Source organism: Blautia sp. MCC270, from assembly GCF_018785605.1.
GTDB classification, from domain to species: Bacteria; Bacillota; Clostridia; order Lachnospirales; family Lachnospiraceae; genus Blautia_A; species Blautia_A fusiformis.
The window spans coordinates 41,463-59,188 of sequence record NZ_WQQD01000004.1; the positions used below are offsets into that span (position 1 = coordinate 41,463).

14 protein-coding genes are annotated in these 17,726 nt (G+C 45.6%); 3 read left to right on the plus strand and 11 right to left on the minus strand.

What is annotated here, in order from left to right; all coding sequences use genetic code 11:
• Window positions 1–15 precede the first annotated feature (15 nt).
• From GPK58_RS01440 to GPK58_RS01460, 5 genes are all read right to left on the minus strand, one after another.
• Window positions 16–1,368, minus strand: coding sequence for an MATE family efflux transporter (locus tag GPK58_RS01440; protein WP_015527008.1), 1,353 nt, complete (start codon window positions 1,366–1,368; stop codon window positions 16–18).
• 257 nt (window positions 1,369–1,625) lie between these two features.
• A complete protein-coding gene (gpmI, locus tag GPK58_RS01445; RefSeq protein WP_215638086.1) occupies window positions 1,626–3,167 on the minus strand; it encodes a 2,3-bisphosphoglycerate-independent phosphoglycerate mutase in 1,542 nt (513 codons plus the stop codon).
• A gap of 211 nt (window positions 3,168–3,378) precedes the next feature.
• The gene (locus GPK58_RS01450) at window positions 3,379–4,674 is read right to left on the minus strand and encodes a homoserine dehydrogenase (protein WP_118513128.1); all 1,296 of its coding nucleotides are present in this window, start codon (window positions 4,672–4,674) and stop codon (window positions 3,379–3,381) included.
• 53 nt (window positions 4,675–4,727) lie between these two features.
• Window positions 4,728–5,846, minus strand: coding sequence for an Mbeg1-like protein (locus tag GPK58_RS01455; protein WP_215638087.1), 1,119 nt, complete (start codon window positions 5,844–5,846; stop codon window positions 4,728–4,730).
• Window positions 5,847–6,029: 183 nt separating this feature from the next.
• Window positions 6,030–6,251, minus strand: coding sequence for a hypothetical protein (locus GPK58_RS01460; RefSeq protein WP_021652279.1), 222 nt, complete (start codon window positions 6,249–6,251; stop codon window positions 6,030–6,032).
• A gap of 101 nt (window positions 6,252–6,352) precedes the next feature.
• On the opposite strand from GPK58_RS01460, the gene GPK58_RS01465 reads away from it, so the two are divergent.
• Window positions 6,353–6,631 (plus strand): helix-turn-helix domain-containing protein, encoded by a 279-nt coding sequence (locus GPK58_RS01465; RefSeq protein ID WP_015527002.1) that lies wholly within the window; start codon window positions 6,353–6,355, stop codon window positions 6,629–6,631.
• 115 nt (window positions 6,632–6,746) lie between these two features.
• Here the strand turns inward: GPK58_RS01465 and tpiA are convergent, their stop codons facing one another.
• The 3 genes from tpiA to gap form a co-directional block, all read right to left on the minus strand.
• Window positions 6,747–7,496, minus strand: coding sequence for a triose-phosphate isomerase (tpiA, locus tag GPK58_RS01470; RefSeq protein ID WP_015527001.1), 750 nt, complete (start codon window positions 7,494–7,496; stop codon window positions 6,747–6,749).
• A 44-nt stretch (window positions 7,497–7,540) separates the two neighbouring features.
• Window positions 7,541–8,737: a phosphoglycerate kinase gene (locus GPK58_RS01475; protein WP_015527000.1), complete on the minus strand. Its 1,197-nt coding sequence runs from the start codon at window positions 8,735–8,737 to the stop codon at window positions 7,541–7,543.
• A 185-nt stretch (window positions 8,738–8,922) separates the two neighbouring features.
• Window positions 8,923–9,942, minus strand: coding sequence for a type I glyceraldehyde-3-phosphate dehydrogenase (gene gap / locus GPK58_RS01480; RefSeq protein WP_021652276.1), 1,020 nt, complete (start codon window positions 9,940–9,942; stop codon window positions 8,923–8,925).
• Between the two features lie 305 nt (window positions 9,943–10,247).
• On the opposite strand from gap, the gene GPK58_RS01485 reads away from it, so the two are divergent.
• Together GPK58_RS01485 and GPK58_RS01490 are read left to right on the plus strand one after the other, a co-directional pair.
• Window positions 10,248–11,066, plus strand: coding sequence for a histidinol-phosphatase HisJ family protein (locus GPK58_RS01485; RefSeq protein WP_215638088.1), 819 nt, complete (start codon window positions 10,248–10,250; stop codon window positions 11,064–11,066).
• A gap of 75 nt (window positions 11,067–11,141) precedes the next feature.
• Window positions 11,142–13,256: a hypothetical protein gene (locus GPK58_RS01490; RefSeq protein ID WP_215638089.1), complete on the plus strand. Its 2,115-nt coding sequence runs from the start codon at window positions 11,142–11,144 to the stop codon at window positions 13,254–13,256.
• Between the two features lie 143 nt (window positions 13,257–13,399).
• Here the strand turns inward: GPK58_RS01490 and GPK58_RS01495 are convergent, their stop codons facing one another.
• The 3 genes from GPK58_RS01495 to nifS form a co-directional block, all read right to left on the minus strand.
• Entirely contained in the window at window positions 13,400–15,958 is a 2,559-nt protein-coding gene (locus GPK58_RS01495) for an HAD-IC family P-type ATPase (protein ID WP_215638090.1), read from the minus strand.
• Window positions 15,959–16,047: 89 nt separating this feature from the next.
• Window positions 16,048–16,494: a Fe-S cluster assembly scaffold protein NifU gene (nifU, locus tag GPK58_RS01500; RefSeq protein WP_015526995.1), complete on the minus strand. Its 447-nt coding sequence runs from the start codon at window positions 16,492–16,494 to the stop codon at window positions 16,048–16,050.
• Between the two features lie 28 nt (window positions 16,495–16,522).
• Window positions 16,523–17,710 (minus strand): cysteine desulfurase NifS, encoded by a 1,188-nt coding sequence (nifS, locus tag GPK58_RS01505; RefSeq protein WP_021650819.1) that lies wholly within the window; start codon window positions 17,708–17,710, stop codon window positions 16,523–16,525.
• Window positions 17,711–17,726 lie beyond the last annotated feature (16 nt).

Sequence of the window (17,726 nt, forward strand, 5' to 3'; positions counted from 1 at the left end):
CATTTCACGGTTTTTTTATAACTTATTTGTACCGTACAGCTTCCGCGCCATATCTTTCATAACATAGACGTACATTACCCAAAGGAGCACTGACGCAAAGATCCAGGCCACCGGACTTGCAAGACAGGTACCGATATAGCTACTTTTTCCGGCTGCAATGGTAGCGGTGATCCCTCTTCCTGCAAGCTCAGCTACACCGGCCATCATAGGAAGAAGACCATATCCCATTCCCTGGATCCCGTTTCGCAGTACATTGACAAAATACAGAGGAATAAAAAACAGTGCCACACATTTTACATAGATTGCTACCATAGGAAGCACTTCTTCAATGTTATCTGAGATAAACAGATATGCGAAATATTTTCCCGCAAAGAACAGAAAACTGCCAACAACAACAGAATATACAATTCCTATAAAATGCGAAGCCCGGAAGCCTTCCCGCACTCTCTCAAGCTTTCCGGCTCCGATATTCTGTGCATTGTAGGTAGCGCTGGCAGTTCCCTGTGCCACATATGCCTGGGTGAATATCTGCTCGATCTTACTTCCTGCTGTAAACGCCGCCACCGCATAAGAGCCAAGCATATTTAAGGCTGACTGTACCATCATGGTTCCGATCGCCGTAATGGAATACTGCAGTCCCATTGGGATTCCCACACCGATCTGCTTGGCTGCGAGGTTACGTCTAAAATACCAGTCTTCTTTTTTCATACGGAGCTCCGGCACAAACTTCCAGATATATACCAGACATAAGACTCCTGAAACTCCCTGGGAAATAATGGTAGCCCAGGCTGCTCCAGGTGCTCCCAGCTTAAACACGATGATAAATACAAGGTCAAGCACAATATTCAGCATTGCAGATAAGATCAGAAAATACAGTGGTACCTTACTGTTTCCCAGTGCACGGAGGATACTGGCCAGGATATTATATAATGCCTGGGCAAAAATCCCTCCGCAGATGATCATAACGTAAGCATATGCATCCTTGAAAATATCATCCGGCGTATGCATAAATTTCAGAAGTGCATGCATACCTGTCATGCTGACTGCTGTCATCACTGCCGAGACCAGCGCTGTCAGGATCAGTGCATTTCCCACGGTCTGACGCATCTCATCCATTTTTCCCGCACCGTACTTCTGTGCAGTCAGTACGGTAAAACCGGCAGTAAGTCCCAGAAGAAAGCCTATGATCAAAAAGATGATAGTTCCTGTTGAGCCAACTGCCGCCAGTGCCTTTGTTCCTACAAATTTTCCTACAACCACCGCATCTACCATATTGTAGAACTGCTGAAATACATTACCAATAAATACCGGGATCGTAAATCCCAGGAGCACTTTTACCGGTTTTCCCTGTGTCATGTCTGTTTTCATGAAATCTTTTTTCCCCCCATTTAATTTGATCGTTCCTAAACTTTGTGCTGCTTTTTGTTATTCTTTTTATTATTCTTTCTGTAACTTTACAGTTGCTCAAAAGTTACCTGTTTTTATGTATCAGAGGGATTATAGTTGAAATGGAATGATTTTACAAGATGATTTTGAAAATTTTTTTCATGTGTGGAAACAGAAACAATCGGATGAAAAAATCCCGGCAGATCCGTAAAAATCTGCCGGGATTCCGTGAAGCTTATTTATTTCTCAACAAGAAGAGACTCTCCTGTCATTTCCTTCGGCTGCTCCATACCCATAAGCTGGATCAGAGTCGGAACGATATCTGCAAGACATCCGTTCTCACGAAGTGTGTATTTCGGATCTGCGTTTACAAGGATAAACGGTACCGGGTTAGTTGTATGAGCTGTCCATGGCTCACCTGTTTCATAATTTACAAGCTGCTCTGCGTTACCATGGTCAGCGCAGATAAAGAGCTGTCCGTCAACCTCTTTGATTGCCTCTACAGCCTTACCAACACATGCATCAACAGTCTCAACAGCCTTGATCGCAGCTGTCTCAACACCTGTATGGCCAACCATATCCGGGTTCGCAAAGTTGATGATGATCACATCATATTTGTCAGATTTGATCGCCTCTACAAGCTTTTCACAAACCTCCGGTGCACTCATCTCCGGCTGCATATCGTAGGTCGGAACCTTCGGGGATTTTACAAGGATTCTGTCCTCTCCTTTGTTTGGTTCCTCAACACCACCGTTGAAGAAGAATGTAACATGTGCATATTTCTCTGTCTCGGCGATACGTGCCTGTGTCATATCGTGAGCTGCAAGGTACTCACCAAAGGTATTGTGAAGAAGAACCTTGTGGAATGCTACCAGCTTATTCTGGATGGTATCATCATACTCTGTGAAGCATACGAATGTGGTATCCAGTCTCTTTGCTCTCTCAAAGCCCTTAAAATCGTCATCACAGAAAGCTCTTGTGATCTCTCTTGCACGGTCCGGACGGAAGTTGAAGAATACAACGGAATCCTTATCGGAAATAGTTGCAACCGGTTTGCCGTCCTTCTCGATAACAGTCGGAAGCACAAATTCATCTGTCTTGTCATCATCATAGGAAGCCTGAACTGCTGCTGCAGCATCTGTTCCCTTTACGCCTTCGCCCTGTGTAAGAGCTTTATATGCAAGTTCAACACGATCCCAGCGGTTATCACGATCCATTGCATAATAACGTCCGGAGATCACACCAATCTCACCAACGCCGATCTCTTTCATTTTAGCTTCCAGCTGCTCTACAAACTCTTTACCGGATGCAGGCGGTGTGTCACGACCATCCAGGAAGCAGTGTACGTAAACTTTCTTGAGTCCCTCTCTCTTTGCCATCTCAAGAAGTCCGTAGAGATGTGTATTGTGGCTGTGTACGCCACCGTCAGAAAGAAGTCCCATAAAATGGATCGCGGAATCGTTGTCTTTTGCATTCTTCATAGCAGTAAGAAGTGCCTCATTCTTGAAGAAATCGCCGTCCTGGATCTCTTTTGTGATCCTTGTAAGCTCCTGGTATACGATACGGCCTGCGCCCATGTTCATATGACCAACCTCGGAGTTACCCATCTGTCCGTCCGGAAGACCTACCGCAAGACCGCTGGCATTGCCTTTTACAAACGGATAATCTTTCATGAGTCCGTCCATAACCGGTGTTTTTGCCTCATATACAGCATTTCCGTCATGTCTGTCATTGAGTCCGTATCCATCAAGGATCATTAAAACTGTTGGTTTTTTGCTCATAATTTTCCCCTTCTTATCTTTGATCGAAAATCTGTCCGGCACAGCTCTTCACTGATTCTGAAAACCTCTGTACCATTCAGGATTCTTTTGTTTTCCATTTTATATAGTACCAAAATCCAGAAATTTTGCAACGTTTTCTTTGACAAAAATTTGTCTGTTTTCAATTTCCTGACAACTGATACGGCTGATCTGTAAATTTACGCGAAAGATATTATTTCTGGTATACGCGGATCATAGAAGAAATCTTTCTTACAGATGCGCTGTTTTCCAGTTCTTCCTTAACCTTAAAGAAAGCGCCCTCGCTTACAAGTTTGGTGATCACAACAACCTCTGCGGTATCCGGTCTCTTGCTTTCTTTCTGCATGATCTGTGCCACGCTTGCCTGATATTTTGCAAAATGCTCCAGGATTTCAGCCAGCACACCGCAGCGGTCCTCTACCTGCAGGCGGAGGAAATAACGGTTATGGGTATCTGCCATATCTTTTACCGGAAGTGTCTTATAGCAGGTGCAGCCTACTCTTCCGCAGCAATCTGCCTTCATATTACGGACTACCTCAAATACATCACCAGCAACCGCACTTGCTGTAGGAAGCTCACCTGCTCCACGTCCGTAGAACATGGTATCTCCTACTGCATCTCCGTGTACAAAAACCGCATTATAAGAATCATTGACGGATGCAAGGGGATGCTCTGCCGGGATCAGCATCGGGCAGACATAGGCCTCAACGCCGTCCTCCTGACAGCGTGCAACACCCAGAAGCTTGATCTCGCAGCCCATTTCTTTTGCGTAACGGATATCCTTTGCCGTGATCTTTGTGATTCCTTCTATATGAACATTATCAAGGGTAACTCTGGAATTAAAGGCAACTGATGCAAGGATGGCAACCTTTCTTCCAGCATCAATTCCCTCGATATCTGCAGTAGGATCTGCCTCTGCATATCCAAGTTCTGTAGCAAGAGCAAGAGCATCTGAAAATTCCATTCCCTCCTGGGACATCTTGGTAAGGATAAAGTTCGTAGTTCCGTTTACGATTCCCATAACTTCCGTTACATGGTTGGCCTCAAGACTGTTCTTCAACGGGCTGATGATCGGGATTCCTCCGGCAACTGCTGCCTCAAACAGAAAATCCTTCTGCGCTGCCCTGGCAGTTTCCAAGATCTCTTTTCCGTGGACTGCGATCAGATCCTTGTTTGCAGTTACAACGTTCTTGCCGGCTTTCAGTGCTGCAAGGATATACGTACGTGCCGGCTCGATCCCGCCGATCAGCTCGATCACAATATCAATGGAAGGATCTCCCTCAATATCTGCCCAGTCTGTTGTAAGAACAGAAGGATCGTCTACCTTCCCGGACGCTTTCTCAAGGTTACGCACCAGGATCTTTGTGATCTTTACCTGGCATCCAAGCTTGGCTGTCATTTCCTGCTCCTGGCTTTTGATCACTTTATATACACCGGTTCCTACTGTTCCGAGACCAAGAAGGGCCGCATTTACGACTTTTTCGTTCATTTTCTGATGTCCCCTTTCCGTTTTTTCCAATTTTTATCAGAGTAACTCCTATGTTATGGCAGAAAACGCTTTTTGTCAAGTTCCGGCAGAGGAAGCAATTCCAGCCAGCTGCCAAAAAGTCCGGTGATCAGTTCCTGCACCATAGCTTTTGACTGTGGTTCCAGTTTATCCAGCTGGCGCACCATGGCAGCCAAACTTTTCAGACCACCTTCCTGGATTTGGGAAATGGTATCTGCTCCGGTTGCTTCCAACACAGAAAAGAGTTCCCCGATGAGATGCTCTCTCTGCTTTTCATCCATATGGTCGATCCATTTATGAATACTTCGATCTGACGCCGCAGCTCTTCTTGTCAAACTTTCTTTCTCTATAAAGGATGGCCCCATTACCTCCCAGGTAAAAGCATCATGCTGCAGGATCCCCTTCTGTGTACTGGCTACGATCCGCGGATCTTTCTGGTGGCTGAGCAGCATACCGATCACAGATGCCTCAGGAATGATACGAGTGACTTTTGGCAAAACCCTTTCCACTCTTCCGGGACTGAAAAATCCTTCCGGGAAACCCGGGCCATCATTATCATAGACAGAAAGAAGCTTTTCCTGCAGGATGTCACTGCACTGCATCGCTGCATACATAGCCAGATTTCCTCCTTTGGAATGACCGCCGATCCGCAGCATGGACTGTATATAAGTTCCATGCGTTTCCAGATATCCCAACGCCTTTCTGTGCGAAGGAACAACTCCGTTGCTTAAGTTAAAATCCTCCTTCCATCCCACAATGGTATCATCGGTTCCCCGAAAGGAAATATATGTGGTTCCATCATCCAGTCCTATAGTCACTGCCGCAAACTGCTGAGCCTGACTGGAAAGGATTTCATTGACAAAGCCTCCTACTGTACATTTCCGGAATCTCTCCGCACAGGCCATTTTTTCAAGGAGCACCGGTGTATTCTGCAGAAAGGCGCTTTCTGCTTTCAGATCCTTCTTCATTTCCCGTCTGGAAAAAGCCGCAAAGAGTTCTTCTACAGAAAGAGTATTTCCGTTTTTTACTTCTGCCCTCTCATCCAGATCAAGATAGGAAAAACACGCCAGTATCAGATTGTCAACTTCATTAAAGGGTGACTGCTCAAAGGTAAGATCTCCTCTCCAGTCAAGATAATCCAGAATATTCCCCATAAAATCCTCCGCAAATGATCATATAAGCGTCTTACGCACAGCTGCAGGCTTTCTTTCTATTATAATACGTAACGGCTGCATCACAGCACAGCCATCTGATGCGTTTCTGCCGTTATCAGATAACCGTTTTCTGAAACGACATACCCTGCCAGATATTTATTGTTATCATACCATAAATCCTGATCATTTGCTCCTTTCATCCATTTTTTTTCTGAGATAAAGGATGTAATGAATGCAGCCGCAGGTAAAAGCCGGAAACAGTATCGACAGGCCTGCTGCTGACATCATATAGATCACTGCCCCTTTTCCGTCATCCGGTGTTCCTGCCACAAAGCAGTAGAACATGGTAGCTGAAAAATACAGTGTGATCACCACTGAAATTAAGATTTTAAAAAACTTCCTCATTGCTTCTCCTTTCTGTAGTGTCGATATAAGGACACTGTTGTGATTCCAATTTTACCTTCATAATAAGATTAATTCAAGGATGAATCGGACAGGATATATATATGATAAAATATGACAGATTTTGGGTCACGATGAAGGAGCGTGGAATCACTCAGTATGATCTTTATGAACATTACCAGATCACCCGTTCACTTCTGGACAGACTTCGAAAAAATAAAAATGTTGAAATTTATACCATAGACAGGCTGTGTTCCATTCTCCACTGCGAGATCGAGGACATTGTGGAACACGTTCCCGAGCCTGACGAAAGGAACGAACATACAGAAAAAGCTTCAGAGAAAAACAATCCTTACTCTGAAGATAAGAAAAACTCTCTCTGACTGTGATCAGATGCAGCTTTTTTGTTAGCTGTGCTATCCGTGTCAGGGAGAGTTTTTCTGGTTTTTTTATAAAAAGATATAAAAAAAGGGGCCGAAGCCCCTTTTTAAGTGAATCTTATTTGTAGTTTACGATCTTTCCGAAATCTGGTTTCAGGGAAGCGCCGCCTACAAGACCGCCGTCGATGTCAGCCTGAGCGAATAAGTCAGGAGCTGTTGCAGCGTTTACAGATCCGCCGTACTGGATACGGATCTCTGCTGCTGTAGCGTCATCATAGATCTCAGCGATGCATTTACGGATATCAGCGCAAACCTCCTGAGCCTGCTCTGTTGTAGCTGTCTTACCTGTTCCGATAGCCCAGATCGGCTCGTAAGCGATAACTGCTGTCTTAGCCTGATCAGCTGTAACACCCTGGAATCCAACCTTAACCTGCTGACGGATGAAGTCCATTGTTACGCCCTGCTCTCTCTGAGTAAGTGTCTCACCACAGCACATGATCGGTGTGATACCATGCTCGAAAGCTTTGAGCATTTTTTTGTTAACGTCTTCGTTTGTCTCACCGAAATACTCTCTTCTCTCGGAATGTCCAAGTACTACGTACTTAACGCCAGCATCTACGAGCATAGCCGGAGCGATCTCGCCTGTGTAAGCACCCTTCTCCTCGAAGTACATGTTCTCAGCGCCAACCTGGATGTTTGTTCCTTTAGCTGCCTCAACAACAGGAATGATGTCGATAGCCGGTACGCAGAATACTACATCAACTTCGTCGTTAACAACAAGCGGTTTTAAAGTCTCAACCAGCTTTACAGCCTCGCTTGGTGTCATGTTCATTTTCCAGTTTCCAGCAATGATTTTCTTTCTTGCCATGGTTTTATCTCCTTTTTTGTGTTCTTGGAACACTTTATTTTTTATCAGTCTTTATCGTTAGCTGCTGCTACACCTGGGAGCTCTTTGCCCTCAAGGAACTCAAGAGAAGCACCGCCACCTGTGGAGATGTGTGTCATCTTGTCGCCATATCCGAGGATATTTACAGCTGCTGCAGAATCGCCGCCACCGATGATTGTTGTTGCGTCTGTCTCAGCAAGAGCTTTGGCAACTGCTTCTGTACCATGAGCGAAGTTCGGCATCTCGAAGCATCCCATCGGTCCGTTCCATACAACAGTCTTGGCATCTTTTACAGCGTCTGCAAAAAGCTTCTCAGTCTCCGGTCCGATATCCATTCCTTCCCATCCGTCCGGAATCTCACCACGTTTTACAACCTGGATATTGCAGTCATTGGAGAAGTTATCACCGATTCTGTTATCTACAGGAAGAAGAAGCTTCACGCCCTTCTCCTCTGCTTTCTTCATCATGTCAAGAGCATACTGAAGGTAATCATCCTCGCAGAGGGATGTTCCGATATGTCCGCCCATAGCCTTGGAGAATGTATAGGACATACCACCACCGATGATCAGTGTATCTACCTTGTCAAGAAGGTTGTTGATTACAGAGATCTTGCTGGAAACCTTAGCACCGCCAAGAATTGCTACGAATGGTCTCTCCGGATTGTTTACAGCGTTTCCAAGGAAATCGATCTCTTTCTGCATCAGATATCCTACAACTGCTGTTTTTACATATTTGGTAACACCTACGTTAGAGCAGTGAGCTCTGTGAGCAGTTCCGAATGCATCATTTACAAATACATCACAGAGGGAAGCAAGATCTTCGCTGAACTTGTCTTCGTTCTTTGTCTCTTCTGCACGATAACGTGTGTTCTCAAGAAGAACTACATCGCCATCTTTCATCTCTGCTACAGCAGCTTTTGCGTTCGGTCCTACTACCTCAGGATCTGCTGCAAATTTTACTTCCTGGCCAAGAAGCTCAGAAAGACGAACTGCTACAGGTGCAAGAGAAAGCTCCGGTTTCGGCTCTCCCTTCGGTTTTCCAAGGTGGGAGCAAAGGATAACCTTTCCGCCGTCTGCGATCAGTTTCTTGATTGTAGGAAGAGCAGCTACAAGACGGTTCTCATCTGTGATCTTTCCATCCTGAAGCGGAACATTGAAGTCGCATCTTACAAGTACTTTCTGTCCTTTTACATTGATATCGTCAACACTTTTTTTGTTCAGCATCTCTATATCTCCTTAACTTTTATTTCTGCAAAAGCAGATGAATAAGGGCGAGCGGTATTGTTGTCCGCTCTGTTAACAGTCATTCCTCAGACATTTTTTTGTTTGGTCTTTTGGAAAAAAAGGGCCCGGTCCTCTTCAGACCGGACCCTTTCTGAGTCTATTCTTCTACACCCGTTCGCAGAAAATTAAGCGTTCAGAAGTTTTCCGAAGTGCTTGATTGTACGAACCATCTGGCTTGTGTAGGAGTTCTCGTTGTCATACCAGGAAACTACCTGAACCTCTGTTGTGCCATTCTCAAGTGGAAGTACCATTGTCTGAGTAGCATCGAAGAGGGAACCAAATCTCATACCAACGATATCGCTGGATACGATCTCATCCTCGTTGTATCCGAAGGACTCATTGGAAGCTGCTTTCATAGCTGCGTTGATCTGCTCTTTAGTAACGTTTCCTTCAACTACTGCTGTAAGGATTGTTGTAGAACCTGTTGGGGTAGGTACACGCTGTGCAGAACCGATAAGTTTGCCGTTAAGCTCTGGGATAACAAGTCCGATAGCTTTAGCAGCACCTGTGCTGTTCGGAACGATGTTAACTGCAGCTGCACGGGATCTTCTCAGATCGCCTTTTCTCTGCGGTCCGTCAAGTGTCATCTGATCGCCTGTGTAAGCGTGGATTGTGCACATGATACCGGATTTGATCGGTGCAAGATCGTTAAGAGCCTTAGCCATTGGTGCAAGGCAGTTTGTTGTACAGGAAGCTGCGGAGATGATCTTGTCCTCGTTTGTAAGACCCTGATGGTTTACGTTGTAAACGATTGTCTTAAGGTCGTTTCCAGCCGGAGCGGAAATAACTACGTGCTTAGCACCTGCATCGATATGAGCCTGAGCTTTGTCTTTGGATGTGTAGAAACCTGTGCACTCAAGAACTACGTCTACACCGATCTCTCCCCATGGAAGCTCTGCAGCGTTAGCCTTAGCATAGATTTTGATCTCTTTTCCGTCTACTGTGATGGAATCCTCGCCTGCTGTTACTTTATCAGCAAGAGCATATCTTCCCTGTGTAGAATCATATTTTAATAAGTGAGCAAGCATCTTAGGAGATGTAAGATCGTTGATTGCTACGATCTCAAATCCTTCTGCTCCAAACATCTGACGGAATGCAAGACGACCGATACGTCCAAAACCATTAATTGCAACTTTTACTGCCATGATAAATTCCTCCTATGAATTGAATGGTGATTTAAATCGTTCCTTTGTTAAAGAAACATCAACCTGTTTCATATTGTACCTAATTCCAAACAAAAATTCAAGAGCTATTTATAAAAAAGAACATTAAAATAAATATTAAGAAAATTTCTGAAAAATGTGCTATAATTCTCTGATAGAAAGTTCTGTCCTGCTGATTCCCAAAACGGATATCTATATTCCCGCTGGGAGTTTGACTTTCCCGGATTCATAACAGGCAGATACGATCATTGTCACAGAATATAAAGGCTTGAATATGGAGGTACAAAATGGACCAGAAAATTTTATGGGACTGCCATATGCACTCCTCTTTTTCCGCAGATTCCGATACACCGATGGAAGAAATGATCCAGACTGCCGCAGACCAGGGTCTCACGGGAATCTGTTTTACTGAACATTTTGATCCGGATTATCCCGATACTCCGGAAAATCTTGATTTTTCCCTGAACATCCCTGCATACCGCCAGAAACTTGAGAGTCTTGCGGATGCTTTTAAAGACCAGATTCAGGTTAACTTCGGGATCGAGCTTGGACTTCAGCCTCAGCTTGCAGAATCTTTTTCCGATCTTCTGAAAGAAGTTCCCTTTGATTTCGTTATTGGTTCCTCCCATGTGGTGCACGGATACGATCCTTATTATCCTTCTTATTTTGAGGGCCGTAAGGAATCCGCATGCTACATGGAATATTTTGAATCCATCCTGGAAAATATCGCTGCTTTTGACGAGATGGATGTGTACGGACATATCGACTATGTAGTACGTTATGGTCCAAATCAGAACCGTCAGTATTCTTACGGACGATATAAGGAGATCCTGGACGAGATCCTGCGGACATTGATCCGCAAAAATATGGGAATCGAGCTGAACACAGGCGGTTATCACTACGGGCTTGGTGAACCGAATCCCTGTGTCAATATTATCCGACGTTACCGTGAGCTTGGCGGTGAGATCATCACCATCGGTGCAGATGCCCATACTCCGGATAAGATCGGCTATGCTTTTGACAAGGCGGCTGATGTTCTCCGTGAATGTGGTTTTTCCTATTATGCTGTATTTAAAAACCGCCGTCCTGTTTTTCATAAGCTGTAGCTCTGTTTCTCTCTCCGGTGAGAGAGTTTACATTTTTATACCGAAAATATCATTTTATCTAAGGAGGAACTCTATATGTCAACAAAAAGACTCCAGAAAAAGAAAGCTGCCATGCAGGCAAAAAAAGAAAAGCAGCTGAAAAAAAATACCTCTGCTGCCGGCACCAGTTCCAATGCTGCCAAATCTGTTGAAAATGCTAAAGCCGAAGTGAAAAAACTTGAAACCGTAAAGAAGGAAACGCTTAAAGTCGAAACTTCCAAAACTGAACCGATCAAAGTCGAGACTTCCAAGACCGAGCCGATCAAAGTCGAGACTTCCAAGACCGAGCCGATCAAGGTCGAGACTTCCAAGACTGAGCCGATCAAGGTCGAGACTTCCAAGACCGAACCGATCAAGGTCGAGACTTCCAAGACTGAGCCGATCAAGGTTGAGACTTCCAAGACTGAGCCGATCAAAGTCGAGACTTCCAAGACCGAGCCGATCAAGGTTGAGACCTCAAAGACTGAACCGGCGAAAGTTACTACTTCCAAGATTGAGCCTCTGAAAGTCGAAACTTCCAAGGAGGACACAGCTTACGATGCCCTCTACGAGAAACGTCTGAAATACTACTACAATGATCTGAAATGGCTTTACTGCGAACTGTTCCGCGATCACCCGGAAGTTACCGGCACATTCTCAAGCCTCACAAAAAAGATGAAAGAAATCTACCGTGAGCGTTCTCTTTCCATGAAGGAAGCCGACCAGAACTGCGCTGCTGATCCTGACTGGTTCCGTAAGACTACTTTCACCGGAATGGCTGTAAATCCTGCTGACTTCGCAGATACTCTTTCCGGTCTATCTAATAAACTGGACTATATCAGCGAATGTAATGCAGACACTCTGTACCTGACAGATCTTTTCCAGGCAACCTCCAACTGCTCTCTTCGCATTATCCCGGAGATCGGAACCTCCGAAGATCTGTACACACTTGCAGCTAACTGTAGGAAAGCAGGTATCCGCCTGGCTCTTGAGATCCCGTTAAGTCTTTCTGTGGATGACCCACAGTCCGGTGCGCCATGTGTGCTCCAGACTCCGGCTTATTTCAATGCAATGCTTCTTCAGATCCTGGAGCTTGCAAATGAAGGTGCTTCTGTATTCAGCCTTGGTATCCTTCCGATGATGCCGGAAGAAAATCTCTGGAAGCTTCACTCTCTGCTGCGTATGACCCGAATGGTGTGTGAGATCGTATGCCCCGGAATTCTTCTCCTTGGCGAAACAGACCGCCCACCTGCAGAGGCTGCTGCATTCGGCGGAACTTCCGATATGCCGGAACTTCACATTGTAAACAGCACACAGCTGATGTCCGATCTCTGGCATACCGTTGCTACAAAGGACACTGCCCTTCTCCGCCGGGGAATCGACAGAGCTGCAGACCTTCCGCAGGCACCGGTATTCCAGAATTACCTCCGTAACCGCAACACGGTACGCTGGAATCTGGACTATGATTTCCTGAAAGGAAGCTTTATCACAGAAGGGCCTCACAGAGATTATCTGAATGAATTCCTGGCAGGTATTTTCCCTGATTCCTTTGCCCGGGGTGAAATTTATGTGAATCCGGAAACCGAGGAATCGGAGCTCTGCGGAACAACCGCATCTCTTGCAGGAATCGAGCGTTTTGATTATGAAGGAAATATGGAGGGTGTCAGCCGGGGAATCCGCTATGACGTAGCACTTCATGCATTGCTTCTTTCCCTCCCCGGAATTCCGGTACTTCGAAGCGGTGACGAGGTCGGACAGCTGAATGACTACACCTATAAAACAGACATTTCCAAAGCAGCTGATCCCCGCTGGCTCCACAATGGACGTTTCAACTGGGCACTTGCCCGGAACAGAGCCGATGCCGAAACGATCCAAGGACGCATTTTCAACAGCCTTGAGCAGCTGGAATCCATCCGTGCCAGCCATCCGGTATTTGCACCTGAAGTTTCTGCACATACACTGGAAACCTGGGAAAAAGCTCTCCTTGCCCTGGTAAGAGAAACTTCTGAAGAAAAGCTGATCTGCATCTACAACTTCAGCGACCAGGATAAGGTAGCCTGGATCAACGAACAGGACGGTACCTACACAGATCTTCTCACAGGAGTTCAGAGAGACGCACAGGCTGTAGAGATCCCGGCCTTCGGATTTATCTGGCTTATGCACACAAAATAATAGCTTTGTCAGGCGGATATCCACAATCTGCATTCTCTACACAGCTCTGCACCGGATAACTGGATAACTGCTTCACAGTTTATTTGCAAAAAAAGGACACTGCCATTTTCAACGGGCAGTGTCCTTTTTTATTTCTCATATTATTATTTTCTCAGCTTATCAATAAATGCAGCAAATTTCCCCTGTTCCCCACTATCCAGCGAACGGCTGTAAATATTTCTGAGCCAGGCCGTGATCACATCGATCAGGATCGGAGAAAATGTCATCAGAAGGAACACCAGAATGATCATTCCGAATTCCAGCGATCCCAGTGTCAGAAGCTTCTGCAGAACCACCGCCGCACCGAAAAAAATCACCTGCATACTGTAAATGATCACCTTTCGATACTTATTCAGAGGTGCGTAAACTGTCTTAAGTGCCGCCATATAATTCCATCCTGTTACAAGCACACAGGCTGTATTCAGCATAACATTGGAATGGTATACATTCTGGCATACCAGCATCACACTGAACACACAGCCCGTGATGGTCACAGCAGCCGGAAATGCATTCATAAATACATGACGCAAAAATGTATGGTCGATCTTCTCATAATTATTCTCCTGTGCCAGAAGGAATGTAGGAATACCAACAGCGCAGGCACTGATCAGAGACATCTGGATCGGCTCAAAGGGATAGGAATCCCCGAAGAAGATCGTGATCAGTGACAGCAGCACGGAAAAAATCGTTTTGATCAAAAACATAGATGCCGCAGTACGGATATTATTTACAACCCGGCGTCCCTGATTCACAATTTCCGGCATTGCTGCAAAATTAGAATCCAGCAATACCACATTGGCAATATTCTTGGCAGCATCACTGCCCTCAGCCATGGCAATACTGCAGTCCGCCTCTTTAAGCGCCAGAACATCATTGACACCATCACCGGTCATGGCAACCGTATGCTTCTGAGCCTGTAAAGACTTCACCATTGCCTGCTTCTGCTGAGGTGTTACACGCCCGAACACACTATATTCTGCAACTGCCTCGTCCATCTGTTCCTGGGTTGTGATCGTTGTCGCATCGATATAATGCTCTGCATTTTTAAGACCGGCACGTCTGGCAATGGCAGAAACCGTCACCGGATCATCACCGGAGATCACTTTCAGATCAACTCCCTGGCTTTCAAAATATGCCAGCGTATCCGGTGCCTCTGCACGGATCACATCTGTAATAAGCAAAAGTCCGACAGGTTCCAGTCCCTCCGGAAGCTCCACTCCCTCACTCACATTTACACTATGGGCAAGAACCAGCACACGAAGACCTTCCTCTGCAAACCTGCCACAATACTCCATCAGCTCCAGGTTCCCTTCCGGAAAAAGAAACTGCGCTGCACCCATCAGATAAGTACCTGTATCTGTAAATGCAGCTCCGCTGTACTTCCTGTCAGAAGAAAACGGGATCACATGATCCAGCTTCATATCCTGAGATACTTTAAATCTTGCCCTGAGTGCATCGGCAGTGGCATTCTGATCCTTCAGCACAGAAAGCAGATTTCCCATGATATGCTCGATCTCCCGGATCTTCTCCGGATCTTCCTGACTATGTTTCTCCGGGTCAGCTTCTGACTTTTCCTGTAATACGAGATTCGCGCTTCCATCCTCCTTTGCGATCGCATCTGTTGCTGAAACTGCAGAAGTCGCAGAACTCTCAGTTCCATTGCCGTCACCTTCGCCGGATTCAGGATCTTTCCCGGATATTGTCTCTGAAATCTCATCATACACCGGCGGATAGCTCTCCACCGCCTCCACACACATGGTACCCTCTGTGATAGTTCCTGTCTTATCCAGGCAGAGCGTATCCACGCGTGCAAGAGTTTCTATACAGTACAGCTCCTGTACCAGCGTCTTCTTCTGGGCCAGCTTCAGCGCACCCAGAGTCAGTGCCACACTGGTAAGAAGGACCAGTCCCTCCGGGATCATTCCCAGGACCGCTGCAACCATATTGACAACAGAATCCCGGATATTGTCTCCCACAAAATAATACTGTTTATAAAAAAGCAGCGCACCCATTGGTACGATAATGATACTGATCACCTTCAGAATGGCATTCAGGGAATTTCTAAGCTCTGAATTATGTCGTTTGAATTCCTTTGCCTCGCTGGTGATCCTTGACGCATAGTTATCACTTCCCACATGGATGATCTGGCAGCAGGCCTGTCCCGCCGTCACAAAGCTTCCGGAAAAAAGCTCATCTCCCGGATTCTTCGGAAGATTGTCTGCCTCACCGGTAAGCAGAGATTCATTGACCTCAAGGCTTCCCTCCAGGATCTTCGCATCTGCCGGAACCTGTTCTCCGGCCTTCAGGAATATCAGATCATCGACAACCAGCTTCTCTGTAGAAATTTTCCATTTTTTTCCTTCACGCAGAACAACCGTCTTGGATTCTGTCAGGATGGCCAGCTTGTCAATCGTCTTCTTAGCACGGACCTCCTGAATGATCCCGATCACGGTATTAATAAAAATGATTCCTACAAACATGGAGTTTTTGTAGGAACCAACCAGCAGTACGAGAACCAGCAGCACCAGGTTCAGAAAATTGAAGAATGTCAACGTATTCTCCAGAATGATCTGCTTATATGTCCTGGTGTTGGGGTTTTCGTTATTATTTACCTGGCCCTGCGCAATTCTTTCCTGAACTTCTTCGTTCGTAAGTCCTGTCATGCTTCTTACTTACCTGTCCTTTCAATGGCTTACGGTTCTGTTCGACTGAAGCTTGCTCATGCCCCGGTTATGATCGTAAATAAAAGGGATCAATACTCCTCTTCTGTATCCTCTTCACCCTCGTGGATATCAGACTTCGGTTTGGAAAGACCCTCGATCTTAATGTGATGTTTCTCTGCATAATCCCAGAGAGCTGCATGAATTGCTTCCTCAGCAAGCAGGGAACAGTGGATCTTTACCGGCGGAAGTCCGTCCAGAGCCTCCATAACGGCCTTGTTGGTTACTTCCATAGCTTCCTCAATGGTCTTGCCCATTACAAGTTCTGTTGCCATGCTGCTTGTTGCAACTGCTGCACCGCATCCAAATGTTTTAAATTTGCAGTCTTTGATAATATGAGTTTCGTCATCGATATCAAGGAATATTCTCATAATATCACCGCATTTTGCATTTCCTACAGTACCCACGCCACTTGCGTTCTCGATCTCACCGACATTACGTGGATGCTGAAAATGATCCATTACTTTTTCACTATACATTATTTTTTCCTCCTGGCAAGTATTTTTATTATTTTTTCTGCTTTTTAATAAAATCTTCATATAATGGAGACATGCTTCTTAAGTTTGCAGTAATATCTTTCAGCTTATCTACTACAAAATCAACATCCTCCATAGTTGTCTCCTCGCTTAAGGTCATACGGAGAGATCCGTGTGCGATCTCATGAGGAAGACCGATAGCTAACAGAACGTGTGACGGATCCAGAGAACCGGATGTACATGCGGAACCGCTGGATGCACAGATTCCGAAATTATCAAGCATCAGAAGAAGTGACTCTCCCTCGATGAACTGGATGCTTACATTTACGTTGTTCGGAAGACGTTTTACTTTATCTCCATTGAGACGTACGTACGGGATCTCTGTGAGGATCCTGCTGATCATATGATCTCTGATCTCGATTTCTTTTGCAGTACGCTCTTTCATGGACTTGTTTGCACGCTCTGCTGCAAGACCGTATCCTACGATACCAGGAACGTTCTCTGTACCTGCACGACGTTTTCTCTCCTGTGCTCCGCCATGTACGAAGGAGCGGATCTTAACACCCTTACGGATATAGAGGAAGCCGATTCCCTTCGGTCCGTTGATCTTATGTCCGCTGGAGCTGAGCATATCAATATTGAACTCATCTACATTGATCGGGATCTGGCCGAATGCCTGAACAGCGTCTGTATGGAACAGGATTCCATGCTCATGTGCAATCTGTCCGATCTCTTTCAGCGGCTCAAGAGTACCAATCTCATTGTTTGCAGCCATAACAGAGATCAGGATGGTCTCCGGTGTAATGGCTTTCTGAAGCTCATCCAGGTCAATGAAACCATTCTCATCTACATCCAGGTATGTGACCTTGGCACCACGCTCTTTTTCAAGGTACTCGCAGGTATGAAGGATGGCATGATGCTCGATCTTTGTTGTGATGATATGGTTTCCTTTATTTTTATATGCCTCAAAGGTCGCTTTCAGAGCCCAGTTATCAGACTCGGAACCACCTGCTGTAAAATAGATCTCCTCTTTTTTGGCTCCGATCACATCTGCGATCTGCTGTCTTGCCTTTGCGATGGCAGCCTTGCTGTTTGCCGCAAAATCATAAACGGTTGAAGCATTTCCATAAAACTCTGTAAAATACGGCAGCATAGCCTCCACAACTTCCGGTGCGGTCTTTGTGGTAGCCGCATTGTCCAGATATATCATTTTTCCCATTTTCTTTTCCTCCTGT